A 20,098-nucleotide genomic window follows, 5' to 3' on the forward strand; every position below is an offset into this window, starting at 1 on the left:
AATATTATCGCTGTCAGCGGTCATGTCTCTGCTAGGCTTGGCACTCACCGCGCACATCACGGAACAAGAAAATGAACCGGGACCGATATGATCTGCCACTGACGACGACCTCCGACCGCGCCGCCGCGCATTATCGCGACGGCATGGACTGCATGTTGTCAGCCTGGCACGGCGCCGAGGACGCCTTTGACCGCGCGATCCGGGAAGATAGTGATTTCGCGCTGGCACATATCGCGCGGGCCCGCCTGCATCAGCTCAATATGCAGGGCAATGAAGCGCGCAGCATGGCCGCGCGAGCACGGCAACTGGCCGCCGGCGCCGACGCCCGTGAGCGCCAGCATATCGAGGTGATGGCTGCCGTGATCGAAGGCAAGCCGAAAGTGGCCGTCGGCGGCGCGGAAGCGCATCTCGAGGAATATCCCCGCGATGCGCTGGTGCTGTCGATGCTGCTCGGCGCCTTCGGGCTCTACGCGTTTTCGGGCCGTGCCGACCACGACGCCGCCAAGCTTGCGGTATGCGAGCGTGTCGCCAAGCATTACGGCGAGGATTGGTGGCTGCTGAGTTATCTCGGCTGGTCGCATACCGAAGCCGGCAATCTCGCCACCGGCCGCACTTTAAGCGAACGCGCGATGGGGTTGCGGGCTGAAAATGCCAATGCCGCGCACGGCCTGTCGCACGCGATGTTCGAGCAAGGCGACCTGGCGGCGGGCCGCCAGTTCCTTTCCGCGTGGCTGCCCGCGCACGACCGCAAGAGCTTCCTGCACGGGCATCTGTGGTGGCACATCTCGCTGACCGCGCTCGACGAAGGCGATCTCGAAGGCGCGCTTGCGATCTACGAACAGCAAATCAAGCCGGCCGACCGCCCTTACCCGCCGCTGAATATTTTCACCGACGGCGCTTCGCTGCTGTGGCGGCTGTCGCTCGCCGGCAAATCCGGGCTGGAACCGCATTGGCGCGACGTCGCCGCCTATGGCGAAAAATATTTCCCGCAGGCCGGGGCGCATTTCGCCGACGTCCACCACGCGCTGTCAGGGGCGGCCATCGGCGGCGAGGCGCTGGACACGCGACTGGCGCAACTGGAAGCCCGTGCCGCCGACGGTAAACTGGCGCCGGGGCGCGCGGCGATCGACCTCTGCCGCGGCATGCGCGCCTTCGTCGACGGAGACAATGACGGTGCGATCCGCCTGCTCGAACCCGCGATGGCCGATTTGGTGCGGATCGGCGGCAGCCACGCCCAGCGCGAATTGTGGGAGGACACGCTGATCGTGGCGTATTTGCGCGGAGGACACCGCGAGAAGGCCGCCGGGCTGATCTCCACCCGGCTCGAGCGCAGGCCGTCCGCGCGTGACGCGGCCTGGTCGCGCGAAGTTCAGGCGCGGCGTTGAACGGCGAACACTTCGATCGCCGCCGCGCCGTGGCAATGACAATCGTCGGATTTATTGAGCGCCGCATGCCAGCTCCGAGGACACCGTCGCCATGTACGCCGCCAGCGCCTCGCGATCCGCCGGCGGCATGGTCAGGCCAAGCTTCGAGCGTCGCCACAAAATGTCGTCCGGGAAGCGTGCCCATTCGTGCTTCATGAGATAGCGCACTTCCGCGCCCGTCAGCTCAGGCCCAAACGCCGGGCCGAGATCGCCGCGATCCCTGGCCTCGCCAAGGATCGCCTTGACGTTCGACCCATAGGCGCCGACCAGGCGGCGGGCGTGATCCTCGCTGAGAAACCGCCAGCGCGCGCGCACCTCATCGATCTCGTTCTCGAAGCGGTTCCAGGTAAAATCGCCGCCGGGCAGCGGCGCCGTCGCAGTCCAGCGCGGCGACATCGGATAAAACGGCGTCAGCCTGGAGACGGCCCTTTCGGCACGCAGCCGCGAGGTGGTGACGTCGCCGCCGAAGATCGTGATCAGCGGCGCCTTGCGGCGAGCGTGGTCGAAGCTCATCGCGCCATCCCACGCTGCCCGGTTGTTCGCGGGGTTCATCACCAGGTTGGCGCCGGAAACCGTCCGCACCACGTCGAACGGCTCGATCCGTTCGCGAAAATACCGGTTGGCAGCATCGCAAAGATAAGCCACGTCACTGGCCGCCATCGCGACAATGGCGGGATCGCCCTTGAACGCATGGCCAACGGTGCCGATCAGGGTGAAATCGCGCTCATAGGGGCTGGCGAAAATCAGCCGGCGGTCGCTGTTCTGGAATACGTAGACGTTGTCGGTGTCGAACAGGCGGCGGACGACGATCTGGCTCATCTGGATCGTGACAAGCCTGGGCGGCGGCTGGCGCAGCACCGTCTCGGCGACGGTCGCGGTCCAGGCTCCGGTGGCGTTGACCAGCGCCCGCGCGGTGACGACCTGACGATGGCCGCGATCGATCGTCACCAGCCGCCAGGTCTCGCCCCGCTCGGCGCGGGTGCAGCGGGCGCCGGTGCGGATCGCAGCCCCCCGCGCCGCGGCATCGACGGCGGTGAGCACAACCAGGCGGGAATCGTCGACGACGCAGTCGGAATATTCGAAGGCCGTTCCGAACGGCCGCTTCAGCGGATTGCCGACCGGATGGTGGGTGACGTCGACGGTGGCGGAGCGCGGCAACGGCGCGCGCGAGGCCAGCCGGTCATACAGCAACAGCCATGACCGCAGCTGCCAGGCCAGGCGTTCGTCAGTGTGGGCCGGGATGGCAAAGCGCATCGGGCGCACCAGATGTGGCGCGATCCGGAGCCAAATGTCGCGCTCGGCCAATGCCGCACGGACGCGAAGGAAGCGGCGCCGCTCCAGCCCCGCCAGATCGCCATGAACGAGCCGGGGCGAGGCCGAGGAGGCGCCCGCAGCGAGATCGCCCTGCTCCAGCAGGATCACGCGCAGGCCGCGCCCGGCGGCGTCGCGCGCGATGCCAACGCCGTTCAATCCGCCGCCGATGATCGCAAGATCGTAATCCGCCATGCAACGCTTACAGTCGAGAACCGAGTTGCACGACAACATAGCGTTTTCGCGCGAAGTGGATACCGGTTCGCATCGCAATCAAGTAGATCGCGTAGACTTATCTGCGGCAAAAACGCGTCAAACAAACGGGTAGAGCCTGCGCAGGCTCTAGCCGGTCTTGCGCGTGGACTCGATGCTGTTGATGACGTTGCGCCCGACCAGCGCGGCGTATTGCCCGATCGGCAGGGGTTTGCCGATGAAATAGCCCTGCACCGCGTCGCAGCCCTCTTCCGACAGGAAGCCGAGCTGTTCCTGGGTTTCGACACCCTCTGCGACGATCGACATTTCGAGGCCGTGGCCGAGGTCGATGACGGCGCGCACGATCGCGGCCGATTGCGGATTGCGCCCGAGATGCATGACGAAGGCGCGGTCGATCTTGATCTTGTCGAACGGGAACGCCTGCAGGTAGCTCAGCGAGGAGTAGCCGCTGCCGAAATCGTCCATCGAGATGCGCACGCCGAGCGCCTTGAGCCGCCGCAGCAGCGCCAGGCCGCGATCGAAATCCTCGATCAGCACGCCTTCGGTGATTTCGAGCTCGAGCCGATCCGGCGCCAGCCCGGTTTCGAGCAGGATCGAATGCACCAGACTGACCACATCGCCGTGCATGAACTGCGCCGGCGACAAATTGACCGCGATCTGCATCGGCACCGGCCAGGAGGCCGCCTCCCGGCAGGCTTCGCGCAGGATCCATTCGCCCATTTCGACGATCAGGCCGCTTTCTTCCGCCAGCGGAATGAAATCGCCTGGTGACACGAAGCCGCGTACCGGATGCATCCAGCGCGCCAGTGCCTCGAAGCCGATCACGTCGCTGGTGGCAACCGTCGGACCCGAAGTGGCCTGCGGCTGGTAGTACAGCGACAATTCGCCGTTCTTGATCGCGACCGAGAGGTCCTGATGCAGCACGCGGCGGTCGCGGATCTGCTGGTCCATCTCGGGCTCGAAGACGCTGATCGAGCCGCGCGATTTTGCTTTCGCCCGGAACAGCGCCGCGCCGGAATTGGCGAGCAGGGCTGCGGCGTCCGACCCGTTGTGCGGAAATACCGAGATGCCCGTGGTGGCACCGGCCCGAACCGGCTTGCCGTCGATCTGGAATTCCTTCGCCAGCGCGATCGCGACCTGCTCGGCCAGCGCGATGCCCGCGGAGGGCTGTTTGCCGTCGATGATCAACCCGAATTCGTCGCCGCCGAGCCGGGCCACCACGCCGCCGCGGGCGCAGTCCTGCAGGCGCTGGGCGACCTCGGTCAGCACCTTGTCGCCCATCGCGTGACCGAACACGTCGTTCACTTCCTTCAGCCCGTCGAGGTCGATGCAGAGCACCGCGAATTCCTCTTCGGTGCCCTCGCAGGCCTCGATCATCTGGGCCAGCGCCTGCAGGAAGGCGGCGCGGTTCGGCAGATCGGTCAGGCCGTCATGATAGGCCATGTGCGCCATCCGCGACTCGGTCTGGCGGCGATCGGTGACGTCCTCATGGGTCTTGATCAGATATTGCGGCTCACCGGCATCATCGAGCACCGTCATCCGGCGGGTCAGGAACAGCCGCAGGCCGTCCTTGGTCGAAATCGGGTGTTCCTCGGTCAGAAGGCCGCGCTTCTTGATCGCCGCCTCGTCGCGCGCGATGATCAGCTTGGCTTCGCGCGGATTGAAGATATCGGCAGCCGTCAGTCCGGTGGCGTCCTCGCGACGGCGGTTGAGGATGGTTTCGGCGCTGCGGTTGGCGAGCAGGTATTTTCCGTCCGAGACGCGCTCGACGATCAGCGAGACCGGAATGTTGTCGACCACGAGTTCGAGGAACTTCTTGGTACTCTCCAGCTCGCGCGACAACGAGCGGCGGTCGGTGACGTCATCGAACAGCGCGATCAGGAATTCGGGCTGGTTGTTCTCATCGCGCGCGATCACGCGGTTGGAGGCGAGGACGCGCTTCTCGGAGCCGCGCTCGACTTCGAACTCAGTGCGGTGGTAGCCTTCCGGTGCCTTCAGCGCCGACTGATCCGCGGTGTCGATCGTGCGTGCGGTTTCGGGTTGGAATATCTCGTCGGCGCGCTTGCCGACGATATGGTCGCGCGAGAAGCGCGAGAAACGCTCGAACGCGCGGTTGGCGAAAATATAGCGGCCGTCCTCGATGTTCTTGGCGGCGACGCAGACCGGAACGTTGTCGAGCACCGATTCCAGGAACTGCGTGGTCGACGCCAGCTTGCGCGAAAGTTTGCGCTGCTCCGTACAATCCTCATGGGTCGCGACCGACCCGCCATTCGGCAGGCGGAAATACTTGACCAGCACCGATTTGCCGTTTGGCAGTTCGGTGATCAGGCCCTCCGCGGTGGAGGCCTGGGCATAGAATTCGTCGGCGCTGACGCCCAGTGCGCCGCGCTTGCGCCGCACTTCCAGCAGTTCCGGCCCGGTCATGTTGCGGGGAATGTCCGAGCGGACCAGGCCATAGATTTCGAGATAGCGGTCGTTGCTGAAGATGATGCGCTGACGGGCGTCGGTCATCACCACGCCCTGGCTGAGATTGTTCAGGGCTGAGCTGACGAACGCACTGCGCCGGAGTTGCGAGCGCTTGACCCGGCGCAGCGCCGACAGCACCCACAGCGCGGCCGCTACCAGAAACGATACGGCCACGATGCCGCCGATCAGCGTCTCCCAGATCATGCTGGCGTCGAGCTCACCGAAATAGCCCGACGGCGCCAAGCTGCCGGAAACGGGCGGCGCGGCCCATGCCAATCCGCACGACGCAGCGGTGGCGAGCAGACACACGAGGGCCAGCGCCGGAACTGAATCCCTCCCGCCTGCCTGCCAATTCTTGCCAGCCATCATTCACCCGCGGATTTCCCGATGGAGTGTCTGGCTCGACGGGTTTGGATCGGGTAAACGCCTACCCTTGCAACCGGAAAATGCGACTCAAATTGCGGCAATTGCCCTGACATGATTAATGCTTCACTAACACGATCGGACCTCAGGGCATATGTCGAGACAATCCAACGGGTTGTTGGGGCTTACTTCTGAACGAAACGATAATAAAACAAGCGCGCGACGGGCGTGATCCCGCGCCAAATTTCCGGGCCTGAAGCGTACATGGACAAGGTTGATTGCGTCGTCATCGGAGCGGGAGTGATCGGGCTCGCGATCGCGCGGCGGCTCGCCCAGCAGGGCCGCGAAGTCATCGTGCTGGAGGCGGCCGAGGGCATCGGCACCATCACCTCATCGCGCAACAGCGAAGTGATCCACGCCGGTATCTATTACCGCGCCGGCAGCCTGATGGCGCAGATGTGCGTCAGTGGCAAACGGGCGCTCTACGAATATTGCCGCGACCACGGCATCCCGCATCGCAATTGCGGCAAGCTGATCGTCGCGACGACACCTGCGGAAACCGAAAAACTGCAATCGATCCGCGCCCATGCCGAAGCCAATGGCGTCGACGACATGCAGCTTCTGACCGGCGAAGCGGCGCGTGCATTGGAGCCGGCACTCAATTGCGATGCGGCCCTGCTCTCGCCGTCGACCGGCATCATCGACAGCCACGCCTACATGCTGGCGTTGATGGGCGATGCCGAGGAAGCCGGCACGGCTTACGCGTTTTACACGCCGCTGCTGCGCGCCCGGGCAAACGCGGGCAGGATCGAAATCGAGACGGGCGGCGATGCGCCGATGGTTCTGGAATGCAACCTGCTGGTCAACGCGGCGGGATTGGGCGCGCCTTCGGTCGCGCGCAGCATCGAGGGCATGCCGATCGAGTTGATACCGCCGGCGTATCTCGCCAAGGGCAATTATTTCAGCTGCAGCGCGCGGGCGCCGTTTTCACGGCTGATCTATCCGGTGCCGGAGCCCGGCGGGCTCGGCGTGCACCTCACCCTCGACATGGCCGGACAGGCGCGCTTCGGTCCGGACGTGGAGTGGGTCGAAAGCATCGACTACGCCGTCGACCCGGCCCGTGCCGACAGGTTCTATCCCGCGATCCGGCGCTATTGGCCGACGCTGCCGGACGGGGCGCTGATGCCGAGCTATTCCGGAATCCGGCCCAAGATCGTGCCACCTGCGGTTGCCACGCAGGACTTCCTGATCCAGGGACCGCGCGCGCACGGCGTCACTGGACTGATCAACCTGTTCGGCATCGAATCGCCGGGACTGACGTCGTCCCTGGCGATCGCTGATCATGTTGGTGAACTGGCAGAGCAGTAAGCGATAAATACAAGATAATTTCGCAATACAACCTATACGGATGAGCGCAAAAGCGCCCATCCGACGGTGAATTACGTTTCGCTATTCTGCTGGAGACCGGTTTAGTGGACCGTATCGCTGGCGGTTTGCTTCAACCGCTCGATCTCGTCCTTGACCATCAACTTGCGGCGCTTCAACTCGACAATGTGGAGGTCGTCTGTGGAAAGGTGCACGAGCGCTTCGTGCAATTCGTTTTCGAGGATCTTGTGTTTACGTTCAAGTTCAACAAGATGCGCCTGTAGAGCCATACGAAATCTCCTCGGTGGGTGAAACCTCAGATTCGATCCGGACGAATGAGTGTACACCAGCCGCCGAATCTGTCGATGGCTATCCAGAATCGGGGCTCTCATTTTTTCGGATTTATCTGTAACCAATCGTGACTATGGAACCGGGTCGGCTTGCGGACCGGGCCCGCAGGGACGATATTTCGCTGGCGGCTTTGCAAGCCGTCTACAACCTCATCGTGCTTTTGCAGTTAGCGTACGCCATGACCGACGAAGATGAGCGCGAGCTCGTAAACGAGCTTGCCCGGCTGCAGCAGGAGCATCGCGATCTCGATGCGGCGATCGACGCGCTGCATCAGTCGCCGGCGCCGGATCTGCTGCGGCTGCAGCGGCTGAAGAAGCGCAAACTGCAATTGCGCGACCGCATCGCCTTCATCGAAGATCAGATCACGCCTGATATCATTGCCTGATCGCAGGCTGATCGCGCTGGCGCCGGATGCCGCGCAGGACAAGCCGCACCACGATGAACAGCCGCAACCTGGCTGCCGCCGATCGGCTCGCCCGGCAGGTGCGATTTTTTTTCGGAACGGTGCGGCTATAGCCAGAAGACCGCCCGCCTGCGCGCAAATCCCTTTTCCCCGACATCCACAAGCGCCGCGGTTGCGACGAACTTTCAGGGCCGCGATCGCGTCGCCGGCAGCCTTTGAGCGCGGGAAAATGAACTTTCGCGCACGCTCTTTGCTTGACTCCAATGGAACAAAAGAGGAACATATCTCCCTGCCGCCAGCAAAGGGAGTTCTGTCATGTCCGCACCACCGTCCCTGTCCGACAACAGCCGCTACGAGCAAGCCTGCGATCAGGCGATCGCGATGTGCGACGGCAATCTGCGCTCGACCATCAAGGCGCTGATCATGGCCAACGAATATCTGGAAGCCGAGCTGGAGGAATTGCAGGCGGCGATATCCGCCGGCTGCGTGCCGACCCAACCCTTGCGCACCAGCAGCACCGCTGCCTGAGCAGCAAAACCGGAGCGACGATGATGGCCGATGTCACCTATTACGTTGCATTGCCATTCCTGCAGGACGATGACGGCTCGCCGGTCGCTGGCGCTGCCGAGGAGTGCCAGAGTCCGACCACCGCGCTGCGCCGCGCCGAGATCCTGTCGCGAGCCCCCGGCAGCATCGGCGCAGTCGCGTTCAGCCGCAGTGGCGATCCGATGATCGGCGAATTCGGCGACGCGCAATTGCTGCGGAAGTTCGGCAACGTGCCGGAAGATTTGAGCGGGCTGTAGTCGTCACTGCGAACGTTCGCAGCAAGCATTCGCAGGGTGGGCAAAGGCGCACTTGTGCGTGCCCACCAAATCAATTCACGAAGCAAGATGCGGAGCCTGTCATCGGGCGCGCATTCGCGCGACCCGTTGGCTTTTGCTCACCTGACGAATGCAGTTCACGCCTCATGCCGCCGCTGCGCCTTGCGGATGTACATCGCGCTGTCGGCCTCTTCCAGCGCGCGGCCCGATTCCGCGTGAGGACCGAGGATCGCGACGCCGGCGGAGGCGCCCGCAGTGACGGTGCGGCCACCAAACACAAAGGTGAGGCGATCGATCGTCCCCTCCAGCAACGCCGCCTTGGCTCTGGCATCGGTTTCGCTGAGATTCCACAACAGCAGCGCGAACTCGTCGCCGCCGAGCCGGCCGATCACGTCAGATGCGCGCACATGGGCCAGCAGCGTCTTCACAATGGCCTTGAGCACCTCGTCGCCGGCGGCATGACCGAAAGCGTCGTTGATCGGCTTCAGGCGATCGACGTCGAGCACGATCAGGGCGCCGCTCGCGTGGTAGCGCTTGATGAAGGCGATCGCGCGGTGCAATTCGCGCTCAAAACCGCGCCGGTTCGGAATATCCAGCAGGAAGTCGGTATCGGCCGAGGCCTGCAGTTCCTCGATTCGGGCCCGAGCCCGCGCCAATTGCGTCTTGAGCCGACGGATCGTCGATTTGGGGTCAACGGACGGAGCTGGGGGCGGGCTTGCCGACTTGCGGATCCCGCGCGGCGCGGCTTTTCGTCCTGCCGGGGCCGTTTTCGGGCGTTTTCCGGTTCCCGAAGCCGCTGCCCTGGTTTTCTTCTTCATGACCTTCCCTGTGCAGGCATGCGTATGAAGGCTTGCCCGGATTCACCAAGACAGGATAGTCCATTCCTAATCCCTTGCCATGCCTTGGATGACGCCCGGGCCGCCCCTATAATCGGCCTATGTTTCTGGATTCCCCAATAGAATTGACGAAATGACCGCACCGATCGCCATCATTATGGGAAGCCAGTCGGACTGGGAGACCATGCACCACGCCGCCGACACGCTGGCGGCGCTCGGGGTCGGCTGCGAAAAACGCATTGTCTCGGCCCATCGCACCCCCGACCGGCTGTTTGCTTTCGCCAAGGGCGCCAAGGCGGCCGGCTTCAAGATCATTATCGCCGGTGCCGGGGGTGCGGCGCATCTGCCGGGCATGGCGGCGGCGCTGACCGAGCTGCCGGTGTTCGGCGTTCCCGTCGAATCCAAGGCGCTGTCCGGCCTCGATTCGCTCTATTCGATCGTGCAGATGCCCGCGGGCGTCCCCGTTGGCACCCTCGCGATCGGCAAGGCCGGCGCGATCAACGCCGCGCTGCTCGCCGCCAGCGTATTGGCGCTGCAGGATCCGGCGCTGGCGACGCGCCTGGCTGCCTGGCGCCAGCAACAGACCGATGCGGTCAAAGAGCGGCCGGAGGGCTTGGCGTGACGGCTTCCAACAATGTGAAGCTGAAGCCCGGCGACACCATCGGAATTCTCGGCGGCGGGCAATTGGGCCGGATGCTGGCGATGGCTGCGGCGCGCCTCGGCCTCCGCTGCCAGGTGTTTTCGCCGGACCCGGATTCGCCGGCCTTTGACGTGGTGCTGAACGCCACCTGCGCGGAATATGCCGATGTCGAGGCGCTCGAACTGTTCGCCAACGACGTCAACGTCATCACCTATGAATTCGAGAATGTGCCGGCCGCCACCGCCATGGTGCTGGCGGCGCGCCGTCCGGTGCTGCCGGCCCAGAAGATCCTGGAGACCACGCAGGACCGGCTGGTCGAAAAGGATTTTGTGAAGCGCCTCGGTATCGGCACCGCCGACTATGCCGACGTGTCGTCGGTGGAAACCCTGCGGGCGGCGATCAAGAAGATCGGCCTGCCCGCCGTGATCAAGACCCGCCGCTTCGGCTATGACGGCAAGGGCCAGGCGATCATCCGCGACGGCGACGATCTCACCAGGGTCTGGGAAGACCTCGGCACCAAATCGGCGATCCTCGAGGCCTTCATTCCGTTCGAACGCGAGATCTCGGTGATCGCTGCGCGCTCGGTCGACGGCCAGGTCGAGAGTTTCGACGTCACTGAAAACGAGCACCGCGACCACATCCTGAAAATCTCGCGCGCGCCGGCGCAGATATCGGATGCGCTGGCGGCGCAGGCACGCGGCATCGCCGAGCAGATCGCAACCGCGTTGAACTATGTCGGCGTGCTCGCGGTCGAAATGTTCGTGGTAGCGGAAAATGGCGGGCCGAAAGTGCTGGTCAACGAGATCGCGCCGCGGGTGCATAATTCCGGACACTGGACGCTGGACGGCGCCTCGATCTCGCAGTTCGAGCAGCACATCCGCGCCATCGCCGGCTGGCCGCTCGGCAAACCGGTCCGTCATGGCGAGGTCACCATGACGAACCTGATTGGCGACGACATCCTCGGCTACGAGCAGTGGCTGACGGTTCCCGGCGCCACCGTGCACCTTTACGGCAAGGGAGCGCCGAAGCCGGGACGCAAGATGGGTCACGTCACCGAAGTGTCGCCGCGCAGGAAATAGCGGCAAGCCCGCATCACGCGGGCTTGCGGCCCTCGACGACGCCGGAGGGCTCCTCGCTGAGCCAGCGATAGATCACCCCGCCCAGTACGCCGCCGATCAGCGGCGCTACCCAGAACAGCCAGAGCTGCGCCAGCGCCCATCCGCCGACGAACAGCGCAGGCCCGGTGCTGCGTGCCGGATTCACCGAGGTGTTGGTGACGGGAATGCTGACGAGGTGGATCATGACAAGCGCCAATCCGATCGCCAGCGGTGCAAAGCCCGCCGGCGCCTTGCCATGGGTCGCGCCCATGATGATGAACAGGAACATCATGGTCATCACCACCTCGGTGATGAAGCAGGCCACCATGCTGTACTTGCCGGGCGAATGCGCGTCATAGCCATTCGACGCAAAACCCTTGGTGACGTCGAAACCGGCAGCGCCGCTTGCGATCACATAAAGCAGCGCCGCCGCCGCAACGGCGCCGATCACCTGCGCGATGATGTAGGGCGCGATTTGCCCGGTTGGAAAGCGCCCGCCGGCGGCAAGCCCCACCGTGACGGCCGGATTGAGATGGCAACCGGATACATGGCCGATCGCATAGGCCATGGTGACGACGCTCAGTCCGAACGCAAAGGACACCCCGACCAGTCCGATACCCACCTGCGGAAAGGCGGCGGCGATGACGGCGCTGCCGCATCCCGCAAATGTCAGCCAGAACGTACCGATGGCCTCGGCGGCATATTTCTTCGTATCCATGGTTGTCTCCCCAGATTGTTGTTGCCGGGTTGCTCAAAACGCCGGGAACGGCCTCGATCTGGGCACACAACTTCCCAAATCAGGGCCGAACAGCGACAGATTTGCCGCATTTCATGGCTTAACTTGGTCCGGCTTTTCGCTTCACAGGTGGACATCGCAGGTTTTGTCTGGTAAATGCCCGCCTTCAGGTTAAGGGCTAGGCCTTTCGCCAGCTCTTCGCTTTACCAGAATTCCTATCCGATCAATTGAAAGAGGATGCCGCGTGCAGGTTCTCGTCCGCGATAACAATGTCGATCAAGCCCTCAAGGCGCTGAAGAAGAAGATGCAGCGCGAGGGTATTTTCCGCGAGATGAAACTCCGCGGCCATTACGAAAAGCCCTCCGAGAAGAAGGCCCGTGAAAAGGCCGAAGCCGTGCGCCGCGCGCGCAAGCTGGCTCGCAAGAAGCTGCAGCGCGAAGGCCTGCTGCCGATGAAGCCGAAGCCGGTGTTCGGTGCTGGCCCCGGTGGCGACCGCGGTGGTCCCGGTGGCGGTCGTGGCGGCCCGGGTGCAGGTCCGCGCGGACCGCGCTGAACGACCGAGCAGATTTGAATTGGAAAGCGCGGGCCTTGGCCTGCGCTTTTTTCTTTGGGTTTTTCTTTGGTTTTTTGTTTGTCGGTACGTGGGCCTGACGGGTTCGGTCCGCCGGTTGCGGCTATTTTGACCGATGCATTTTGCGGCGTGCCGGGCTACCTATGCGCCATGAACGCGCGAGCATTCCGCCATAAGGCCATTCCGGCCTCCTGTTCGTTTTCTCGTGGCGTGCGCCATACGGCCGTACTTGTCGCGCTGCTGACGATACCGCTTGGCGGCTGCTCGTTCGATCTGGGATCGTGGGGTGCGGACAGCCCAAAGCCGCAGCCCGTGGCGCAAAAACCGACCGACAATATCAGCGCGCGTAGCGTCAGCGACTCGCAGGGCTATACCACCCGCGGCCAGGTGCTCGCCAGGTCCGGCAAGAACGAAGAGGCGCTGGCGGAATTCGATCGCGCCCTCTCCCTCGATCCGTACAACGTCCAAGCGCTCTACGGCCGCGGGCTGATCTATCAAGGCGAGAAACAATACCAGCAGGCGATCGAGGATTTCACCGCCGCCAATGGCCTGACGCCGCAAAAGGTCGAACCGTTGCTCGGCCGCGCAACAAGCTATCTCGCGATCGACAAGGCCAAGGAAGCGGCCGCCGACCTGGATGAAGCGGTGCAGGCCGATCCCAACAGCGCACCGGCCTGGTCAGCCCGCGGGCAGGCCTATGAGCGGCTTGGCGACAAGGCCAAGGCGGCCGCCTCTTATGGCCGCGCCATCGCAATCCGCCCCAAGGACGAAGCCGCACGCAGCGGCCTGGCCCGCACCGGCGGGTAGCGCCGTTTTCCAGCGAAGCATGCCCGCCATCCCTCGGACTTGATCGCGGGTGGCTACCGGTTGCGCCAGAAGCAAAATCGCGAAAACAACCCCATGCAAAGTGGAAGCCCCGGTCGCGGCCTGCGTCCGGGGGCACGAGAAGACACGATGTTATGGATTATTTCGGCAGGACGGCGTGAAACACCGACTTCGCCGCCGACAGCACGTCCTCGGCAACCGAGGTCCGCTCGCGCCCGGACGGCTCCGCCATATCGGCCCGCAAATCGAGCGGACGCGACACCGGAATTTCGGCCGGCGGCGTCGGACGGCGCGGATCGACAGACGCATTGGCTGCGTAAGGCGGCCTGCCCTGATCGAAAGTCTCCCCTCCTGAAGGCGTCGAGACCGAGATCGGTGGCGGCAGCGGGCGAAGCGCCGGCGCGGTTGCGACCCGCGGCATTTCGCTTCGTGGCGTCGTCTCGATCCGCGGGGTCTCGATCCGCGGAGTCTCGACTCGCTGAGCTTCTGGGGCGCGCACCACTTCGGGTGCACGCGGCGGACCATCATTGTTGACCCGCAGACGCTCGATCGCAGCGCGCGCGAGGTCGTTGGCGTCGCGGCGGTCATCCGGCACAACGGCGGTTTCGACCGGCGGCGCGGCAACTGGCGGCGCGGCGGCGACGGCCGGCGCCACGGGCTGCACCGGAGACGGCAGCACGACCCTGATCTTTTCCTTCTCGCGTTCGCGCGGCGCGGCGCGGGCGGCGCGCGGCTCGGCCGGAACGCTCGCGGTCTCGGCAGGCGCGTCGGCGGGCTTCGTGTCAGCTTTTACATCCGCCTTCATATCCGCTTTGGCTTCAACCTTCTCCACCACCGCCGGCCGTTCGGCCGCGGTCTTCTCGAGGAGGGCTTTTTCGGAAATGCCCTTGGCCCTGACGCCCGCCGTCGGCGGGCTGCCGGTTTCCGCGGCCTTGGTGTCCTGGGTCTTGGCTGCAGCTTTGGGGTCGGCAGCCGATACGGCGGCGGCGACAGGGGCGTCCGTGCCCGGCCTGGTGACGATGTAATGATTGACGATGTAAGCCCCGATGACGGTCGCTGCCACCGAAGGCAGGATGTCGATCGTGAATTTCGAAATATACTTCTTCAGCATGCCGGCCACTCCCCGCGGCAAGTTTGATGCTGGAACTTCTGGGCATATTGAGGGATCAACTAAGACGGATCGGTGGCAATTGTGCAGATCCTCATGAGGTTCCGTTTCTGCGTCTCTAAGGCGACCCCGCCGGCCCTCCTTGTTGCGGGACGTTCCGGGAACCACACCATTAACGGCTTGTCAGGACCTGCGGCCGAAATGAGTCGGTTGCGGCGCTGCCGATAACGGACGATCAGGGCTTCAGTTCGACCTCCAGGAACACGATCTCGGTTGCCGTTTCGTTGAGCACGTCGTGCTCGACGCCCGCCTTGCGGAAATAGGACTTGCCGACGGCGAGCTGCGCCTTCGAGCGTTCGCCATTCGGCGCCACGATGGTCATTTCGCCCGCGGTTACCGGCACGATGACGTAGTCCATCCCGTGGGTGTGGTGGCCGGTGGCACTGCCCGGCGCCAGCCGCCACTCGGTGACGCGAACTTCCGGGGTGTCGACCTGAACGTCTGACTGGGCGCTGAGCATTTTGGATGAACTCCAGGGAACGACAAGGGAACTACGGCACGAATACCATGAACAGGAATACGGCGAACACCACCATGTGGACCAGCCCGAACAGGATGTTGGTGCGTCCGGTTCCGAAGGTGAGCATGCTGAGGACGAAGGTCAGCACCAGCAGCACCATCTCCTGCGTGTTGAGCCCAAGCACCAATTGCTTGTCGAGCGCGTAGGCGGCGACGGCGACGGCGGGGATCGTCAGCCCGATGGTCGCCAGCGACGAGCCGAGCGCCAGATTGATGCTCTTCTGCAGGTCGTTCTTGCGGGCGGCAGAAATGGCGGCGACGCTTTCCGGCAGCAGGATCAACAGCGCCACCAGCACGCCCGCGAAAGCCGGCGGCGCGCCGATGCTGGCAATCGCGATATCGACCACCAGCGAGAATTTCTTGGCCAGCAGCACCACCGCCAGCAGCGACACCAGCAACAGCGCGATGCTCAGCGCCAGCATCCGGTTCGACAGCAGCGATCCGTCCGCCGCCTCGCCCCCGGCATCATTGATGAAATAATCGCGATGCCGGATAGTCTGGGTATAGAGAAACACGCAATAAAGAACGAGTGTGACGACGCTGACAAAGCCGAGCTGGGCCGCCGAATAGAACGGCCCCGGCGCCGTCAGCGTGTAGTTGGGCATGATCAGCGTGATGGTCGCCATCACGAACAGCACGCTGAGATAAAGGTTGGCCCCGGAGACCTGAAAATCCTGCTCGCGATAGCGCAGCCCGCCGATGAAGATGCAGATGCCGACGAGGCCGTTGCACACGATCATGACCACCGCGAACACCGTGTCGCGCGCCAGCGCCGGCACCGGCTTTTCGCCGAGCATAATGGTCGCAATCAGCGCGACCTCGATGATGGTGACCGCCAGCGTCAACAACAGCGTGCCGTAAGGCTCGCCGATCCGCTCCGCGATCATTTCGGCGTGATGCACGGCGGCAAACACCGTTCCGAACAGGATCGCCAGCAGCAGCGCCGCGAACAGCAAACCGCCGGCCGTCGGTGTGAAGGTCAGCCCGAGCGCGGTGGCGACCACGAACAGCGCCACCGCCAAGGCAGGGAAAATCCACGAGGATTTCGGCATCGGGCCGTGCGCGCTCATGCGGTCAAAATCCTTGAAATCATTGCCGTCCGACTATGCAGTAAACAATCGCCGCCGTCAGCCTTTTGCGGCGTTGATGAATTGCCGCGCTGCTGCCGTTGCACCATAAGCATCGAGATCGTTGTGGCCGCCGTCAGGGAACCTGACGAACGTCTTGGGATCGTGCGCAAGCGCAAACAGGCGCTCGCCAAATGCGATCGGGATCGTGGCATCGCGCGCGCCATGCAGGACCAGGAGCGGCGCGTTCACCCGCGCGACGCGGTGGTCGGAATGGAATGGATCTTTGATCGCCCAACGAACCGGGAAGATCGGAAATGCGGCAGCGCCAACGTCGGCAAGCGATGTATAGGGCGCCTCCAGAATGATCTTGCCGATCGGCTGCTCCGCCGCCAGCGCCACCGCGACGCCGGTGCCGAGCGAAAAGCCCCAGGCCACGATCTTGTCCGCGCTGTATCGCGCCGTCGTGAAGGCATAGGCCGCGGCCGCATCCTGCAGCAAGCCGCGCTCGCTCGGGTGTCCGCTCGAGCCCGCATAGCCGCGATAGGACATCGCGACGATGCCAGTGCCGTCGGCAATCAGTTCGCGAAAACGCCCGAAGAAGCCGGCGAGGAAATCGCCATTGCCGTGGAAATAGAGAATGACGGGACGGCCGGGCCTGGCCGGAACATGCCAGACAATGACCTTCTCACCGTCCGCGGTGGTCAGCACATGCTCTTCGGCTTCCGGAAAACCGGCCGCCTGCGGCGTCGTTCGTGTGGCCGTTGGAATCGGAAACAGGAACGAGCGCTGCGCGAAGAACAGCCCGGCGAGCCCGCAAGCATAACCGACCGAAACGACAATCAGCAGCCATTTCAGGACGGTCATGACTTCCCGTGTCCGGGGCTACATCCCCTTGACGATGTTCTCGGTGACTTTCTTGGCGTCGCCGAGCAGCATCATGGTGTTGTCGCGATAGAACAAGGGATTGTCGATGCCGGCATAGCCCGAGGCGAGCGACCGCTTGATGAACATCACGGTGCCGGCCTTCCAGACCTGCAGCACCGGCATGCCGTAGATCGGCGAGGTCTTGTCGTCCTCGGCCGCCGGATTGGTGACGTCGTTGGCGCCGATCACGAAGGCGATGTCGGCCTGGGCGAATTCGGAGTTGATGTCCTCGAGTTCGAACACCTCGTCATAGGGCACGTTGGCCTCGGCCAGCAGCACGTTCATGTGGCCGGGCATGCGGCCGGCGACCGGGTGGATGGCGTACTTGACCTCGACGCCTTCCTTCTTCAGCAGATCGCCCATTTCGCGCAGCGCATGCTGGGCCTGCGCCACCGCCATGCCGTAGCCGGGCACGATGATCACCTTCTGCGCGTTCTTCATGATGAAGGCCGCGTCGTCGGCGGAGCCGAGTTTGGCGGGCTTCTGCTCGCCTCCGCCACCGCCGGCCGCCGCGGTCTCGCCGCCGAAGCCGCCGAGGATGACCGAGATGAAGGAACGGTTCATCGCGTGGCACATGATGTAGGACAGGATCGCGCCCGACGAGCCGACCAGCGCGCCGGTGATGATCAGCGCGGAATTGCCGAGCGTGAAGCCGATGCCGGCCGCGGCCCAGCCGGAATAGGAGTTCAGCATCGAGATCACGACCGGCATGTCGGCGCCGCCGATCGGAATGATCATGAGCACGCCGAGCACCAGCGCGATGATCGTGATCAGCCAGAAGTCGAGCGCGCTGCCGGACCGCACCAGACCGAAGATGAAGAATACCAGCGCCAGAGCCAGCGCGATGTTGATGATGTGGCGCGCCGGCAGGATGATCGGCGCGCCGCTCATGCGGCCGGACAGCTTCAGGAACGCGATCACGGAGCCGGTGAAGGTCAGCGCGCCGATCGCGACGCCGAGCGACATTTCGATCAGGCTCGCGGCGTGGATCTGCCCGGGCTTGCCGATGTCGAACGCTTCGGGCGCGTAGAACGCGCCGGCGGCCACCAGCACCGCGGCCATACCGACCAGCGAGTGGAAGGCGGCGACCAATTCCGGCATCGAGGTCATCGGCACCCGCCGCGCGATCACGGCACCGATGCCGCCGCCGATGGCGATGCCTAATATCACCAGCACCCAGGCGACGCCGTCCGCCGGCGGATGGCTGGCGAGCGTGGTCGCGACCGCGATCGCCATGCCGACCATGCCGAACAGATTGCCCTGGCGGGACGATGCCGGACTGGACAAGCCGCGCAGCGACAGGATGAACAGCACACCTGCCACGAGATACAATAATGCAGCCAGATTGGCGTTCATCTCAGGTCCCCTATTGTCTTCGCCACCCCGAGGTGCACGCCGCTCACTTTGCCTTCTTCTTGTACATCGCCAGCATGCGCTGGGTGACAAGGAAGCCGCCGAAGATATTCACGCAGGCGAAAATCAGCGCGATGAAGCCGAAGCCGCGCGCCCAGCCTGAGCCGCTCGAGATCATGGGAACGCCGACCGCGAGCAGCGCGCCGACCACGATCACCGACGAGATCGCGTTCGTCACCGACATCAGCGGTGTATGCAGCGCGGGGGTCACCGACCAGACCACGAAGTAGCCGACGAAAACGGCAAGGACGAAGATCGACAGCCGGAACACGAAGGGATCGACGGCCTGTGCAATATGATCCATGGCGGCTCTCCTGGGCTGGCTATTTAGGCTGGAAGTTCGGATGGATGACGGCGCCGTCTTTGGTCAGCGCTGTGGCCTTGACCAGTTCGTCTTCCCAATTGACCGCGAGCGCCTTGTTCGGCTTGTCGATCATGGTCTCGATGAAGGAAAACAGGTTGCGGGCGTACAGGCTCGAGGCGGACTGCGCGACACGGCCCGCGACATTGGTGTAGCCGACGATCTTGACGCCATCGGCATCGACGACTTCGCCCGCCCTGGCGCCCTCGACATTGCCGCCGCGCTCAATCGCCAGATCGATCAGGACCGAGCCGGGCTTCATCGACTTGACCATGTCGGCGCTGACAAGCCTCGGCGCCGGACGGCCCGGGATCAGCGCGGTCGTGATGATAATGTCCTGCTTCTTGATGTGTTCGGCGGTGAGGGCGGCCTGCTTGGCCTGATACTCTTTCGACATTTCCTTGGCATAGCCGCCGGCAGTCTGGGCGTTCTTGAACTCCTCATCCTCGACCGCGAGGAATTTGGCGCCGAGACTTTCGACCTGCTCCTTGGTGGCCGGCCGCACGTCGGTCGCGGTGACGACGGCGCCAAGCCGGCGCGCGGTCGCGATCGCCTGCAGGCCGGCGACGCCGACGCCCATCACGAACACTTTTGCCGCGGGAACCGTGCCCGCTGCGGTCATCATCATGGGGAAAGCGCGGCCGAACGCCTCGGCGGCCTCGATCACCGAGCGGTAGCCGGCGAGGTTGGCCTGCGACGACAACACGTCCATCACCTGCGCGCGGGTGATGCGCGGCATCAATTCCATCGCGAAGGCCGACACGCCGGAGTCGGCGATGGTCTTGAGCGCCGCCTCGTTGCCGTAGGGGTCCATGATGGCGATGACCAGGGCGCCGCGCTTGTATTGGCCGAGTTCAGAGGCCTCCGGCCGCTTCACCTTGATGATGATGTCGGCATCCTTCAACGCGTCCGCGCTGATGGTGGCACCGGCCGCGGTATATTCGGAATCCGGCAGGCCCGACTTGATGCCCGCTCCCGGCTCCACCACCACTTCGGCGCCAATCGCCTTGAACTTCTTCACGGTATCGGGGGAAGCAGCCACCCGTGGTTCGGACGGATCGATTTCCTTGGCAACGGCAATCTTCATGGGGCCTCCGGCGGCGCGAGGGCGCGCGCGCAAGCAAACTAGCGTTATTTCCGCTTAGTTGGATACCGGTTTCATAACCGGGCAACGTGCAAATTTTTCTGGTCACCGCCGCCCGGGCGGTGCAGCCGGCGACG

At 64.1% G+C, this 20,098-nt stretch carries 21 protein-coding genes; 9 read left to right on the forward strand and 12 right to left on the reverse strand.

Annotation, left to right across the window (positions count from 1 at the left end; translation table 11 throughout):
* Positions 1-71: 71 nt before the first annotated feature.
* Positions 72-1,385: a tetratricopeptide repeat protein gene (locus JQ609_RS22890; protein ID WP_212275046.1), complete on the forward strand. Its 1,314-nt coding sequence runs from the start codon at positions 72-74 to the stop codon at positions 1,383-1,385.
* Between the two features lie 51 nt (positions 1,386-1,436).
* On the opposite strand, the gene JQ609_RS22895 is transcribed toward JQ609_RS22890, so the two are convergent.
* Positions 1,437-2,930, reverse strand: coding sequence for a glycerol-3-phosphate dehydrogenase (locus JQ609_RS22895; protein WP_212275047.1), 1,494 nt, complete (start codon positions 2,928-2,930; stop codon positions 1,437-1,439).
* Between the two features lie 147 nt (positions 2,931-3,077).
* A complete protein-coding gene (locus JQ609_RS22900; RefSeq protein ID WP_212275079.1) occupies positions 3,078-5,780 on the reverse strand; it encodes an EAL domain-containing protein in 2,703 nt (900 codons plus the stop codon).
* Positions 5,781-6,041: 261 nt separating this feature from the next.
* On the opposite strand from JQ609_RS22900, the gene JQ609_RS22905 reads away from it, so the two are divergent.
* Positions 6,042-7,145: an NAD(P)/FAD-dependent oxidoreductase gene (locus JQ609_RS22905; protein ID WP_212275048.1), complete on the forward strand. Its 1,104-nt coding sequence runs from the start codon at positions 6,042-6,044 to the stop codon at positions 7,143-7,145.
* A 101-nt stretch (positions 7,146-7,246) separates the two neighbouring features.
* On the opposite strand, the gene JQ609_RS22910 is transcribed toward JQ609_RS22905, so the two are convergent.
* Positions 7,247-7,432, reverse strand: coding sequence for a YdcH family protein (locus JQ609_RS22910; RefSeq protein ID WP_192736781.1), 186 nt, complete (start codon positions 7,430-7,432; stop codon positions 7,247-7,249).
* A gap of 239 nt (positions 7,433-7,671) precedes the next feature.
* Between JQ609_RS22910 and JQ609_RS22915 the strand changes: the two genes are divergently transcribed.
* From JQ609_RS22915 to JQ609_RS22925, 3 genes are all read left to right on the forward strand, one after another.
* Positions 7,672-7,878: a YdcH family protein gene (locus tag JQ609_RS22915; protein WP_192736782.1), complete on the forward strand. Its 207-nt coding sequence runs from the start codon at positions 7,672-7,674 to the stop codon at positions 7,876-7,878.
* Positions 7,879-8,211: 333 nt separating this feature from the next.
* Positions 8,212-8,424: a hypothetical protein gene (locus JQ609_RS22920; protein ID WP_212207661.1), complete on the forward strand. Its 213-nt coding sequence runs from the start codon at positions 8,212-8,214 to the stop codon at positions 8,422-8,424.
* A 23-nt stretch (positions 8,425-8,447) separates the two neighbouring features.
* Positions 8,448-8,699 carry a hypothetical protein gene (locus JQ609_RS22925; RefSeq protein ID WP_212032854.1) on the forward strand — a complete coding sequence of 84 codons (252 nt, stop codon included), beginning with the start codon at positions 8,448-8,450 and terminating at the stop codon, positions 8,697-8,699.
* A gap of 155 nt (positions 8,700-8,854) precedes the next feature.
* Here the strand turns inward: JQ609_RS22925 and JQ609_RS22930 are convergent, their stop codons facing one another.
* Positions 8,855-9,535, reverse strand: a complete 681-nt coding sequence (locus JQ609_RS22930) for a GGDEF domain-containing protein (RefSeq protein WP_212275049.1) — start codon at positions 9,533-9,535, stop codon at positions 8,855-8,857.
* Positions 9,536-9,686: 151 nt separating this feature from the next.
* On the opposite strand from JQ609_RS22930, the gene purE reads away from it, so the two are divergent.
* Both purE and JQ609_RS22940 read left to right on the forward strand, forming a co-directional pair.
* On the forward strand, positions 9,687-10,175 hold the full coding sequence (gene purE, locus JQ609_RS22935) for a 5-(carboxyamino)imidazole ribonucleotide mutase (protein WP_212275050.1): 489 nt from the start codon (positions 9,687-9,689) through the stop codon (positions 10,173-10,175).
* Positions 10,172-11,272 carry a 5-(carboxyamino)imidazole ribonucleotide synthase gene (locus tag JQ609_RS22940; RefSeq protein ID WP_212275051.1) on the forward strand — a complete coding sequence of 367 codons (1,101 nt, stop codon included), beginning with the start codon at positions 10,172-10,174 and terminating at the stop codon, positions 11,270-11,272. The genes purE and JQ609_RS22940 overlap by 4 nt, the downstream gene beginning before the upstream one ends.
* 13 nt (positions 11,273-11,285) lie before the next feature.
* Here the strand turns inward: JQ609_RS22940 and aqpZ are convergent, their stop codons facing one another.
* Positions 11,286-12,008, reverse strand: a complete 723-nt coding sequence (aqpZ, locus tag JQ609_RS22945; protein WP_212207658.1) for an aquaporin Z — start codon at positions 12,006-12,008, stop codon at positions 11,286-11,288.
* A gap of 262 nt (positions 12,009-12,270) precedes the next feature.
* Here aqpZ and rpsU point away from each other — a divergent pair, with 262 nt between their 5' ends.
* Both rpsU and JQ609_RS22955 read left to right on the forward strand, forming a co-directional pair.
* A complete protein-coding gene (gene rpsU, locus JQ609_RS22950; protein WP_192736788.1) occupies positions 12,271-12,579 on the forward strand; it encodes a 30S ribosomal protein S21 in 309 nt (102 codons plus the stop codon).
* A gap of 168 nt (positions 12,580-12,747) precedes the next feature.
* Positions 12,748-13,404, forward strand: coding sequence for a tetratricopeptide repeat protein (locus JQ609_RS22955; RefSeq protein ID WP_212275052.1), 657 nt, complete (start codon positions 12,748-12,750; stop codon positions 13,402-13,404).
* Positions 13,405-13,561: 157 nt separating this feature from the next.
* Here JQ609_RS22955 and JQ609_RS22960 read toward each other — a convergent pair whose 3' ends face one another.
* From JQ609_RS22960 to JQ609_RS22990, 7 genes are all read right to left on the reverse strand, one after another.
* Entirely contained in the window at positions 13,562-14,533 is a 972-nt protein-coding gene (locus JQ609_RS22960) for a hypothetical protein (protein ID WP_312014883.1), read from the reverse strand.
* Between the two features lie 232 nt (positions 14,534-14,765).
* A complete protein-coding gene (locus JQ609_RS22965; RefSeq protein WP_212207656.1) occupies positions 14,766-15,050 on the reverse strand; it encodes a cupin domain-containing protein in 285 nt (94 codons plus the stop codon).
* 31 nt (positions 15,051-15,081) lie between these two features.
* Positions 15,082-16,179, reverse strand: a complete 1,098-nt coding sequence (locus JQ609_RS22970) for a calcium:proton antiporter (RefSeq protein WP_212275053.1) — start codon at positions 16,177-16,179, stop codon at positions 15,082-15,084.
* Positions 16,180-16,236: 57 nt separating this feature from the next.
* Positions 16,237-17,043: an alpha/beta hydrolase gene (locus JQ609_RS22975; RefSeq protein WP_212275054.1), complete on the reverse strand. Its 807-nt coding sequence runs from the start codon at positions 17,041-17,043 to the stop codon at positions 16,237-16,239.
* 18 nt (positions 17,044-17,061) lie between these two features.
* Complete coding sequence (locus JQ609_RS22980; protein ID WP_212207653.1) at positions 17,062-18,459, reverse strand: NAD(P)(+) transhydrogenase (Re/Si-specific) subunit beta; 1,398 nt, start codon at positions 18,457-18,459, stop codon at positions 17,062-17,064.
* Positions 18,460-18,502: 43 nt separating this feature from the next.
* Positions 18,503-18,820 carry a proton-translocating transhydrogenase family protein gene (locus JQ609_RS22985; RefSeq protein WP_212207652.1) on the reverse strand — a complete coding sequence of 106 codons (318 nt, stop codon included), beginning with the start codon at positions 18,818-18,820 and terminating at the stop codon, positions 18,503-18,505.
* 19 nt (positions 18,821-18,839) lie between these two features.
* A complete protein-coding gene (locus JQ609_RS22990; RefSeq protein ID WP_212275055.1) occupies positions 18,840-19,964 on the reverse strand; it encodes a Re/Si-specific NAD(P)(+) transhydrogenase subunit alpha in 1,125 nt (374 codons plus the stop codon).
* Between the last annotated feature and the right edge of the window lie 134 nt (positions 19,965-20,098).

Source organism: Bradyrhizobium sp. AUGA SZCCT0169, from assembly GCF_018130085.1.
Classification (GTDB): Bacteria; Pseudomonadota; Alphaproteobacteria; order Rhizobiales; family Xanthobacteraceae; genus Bradyrhizobium.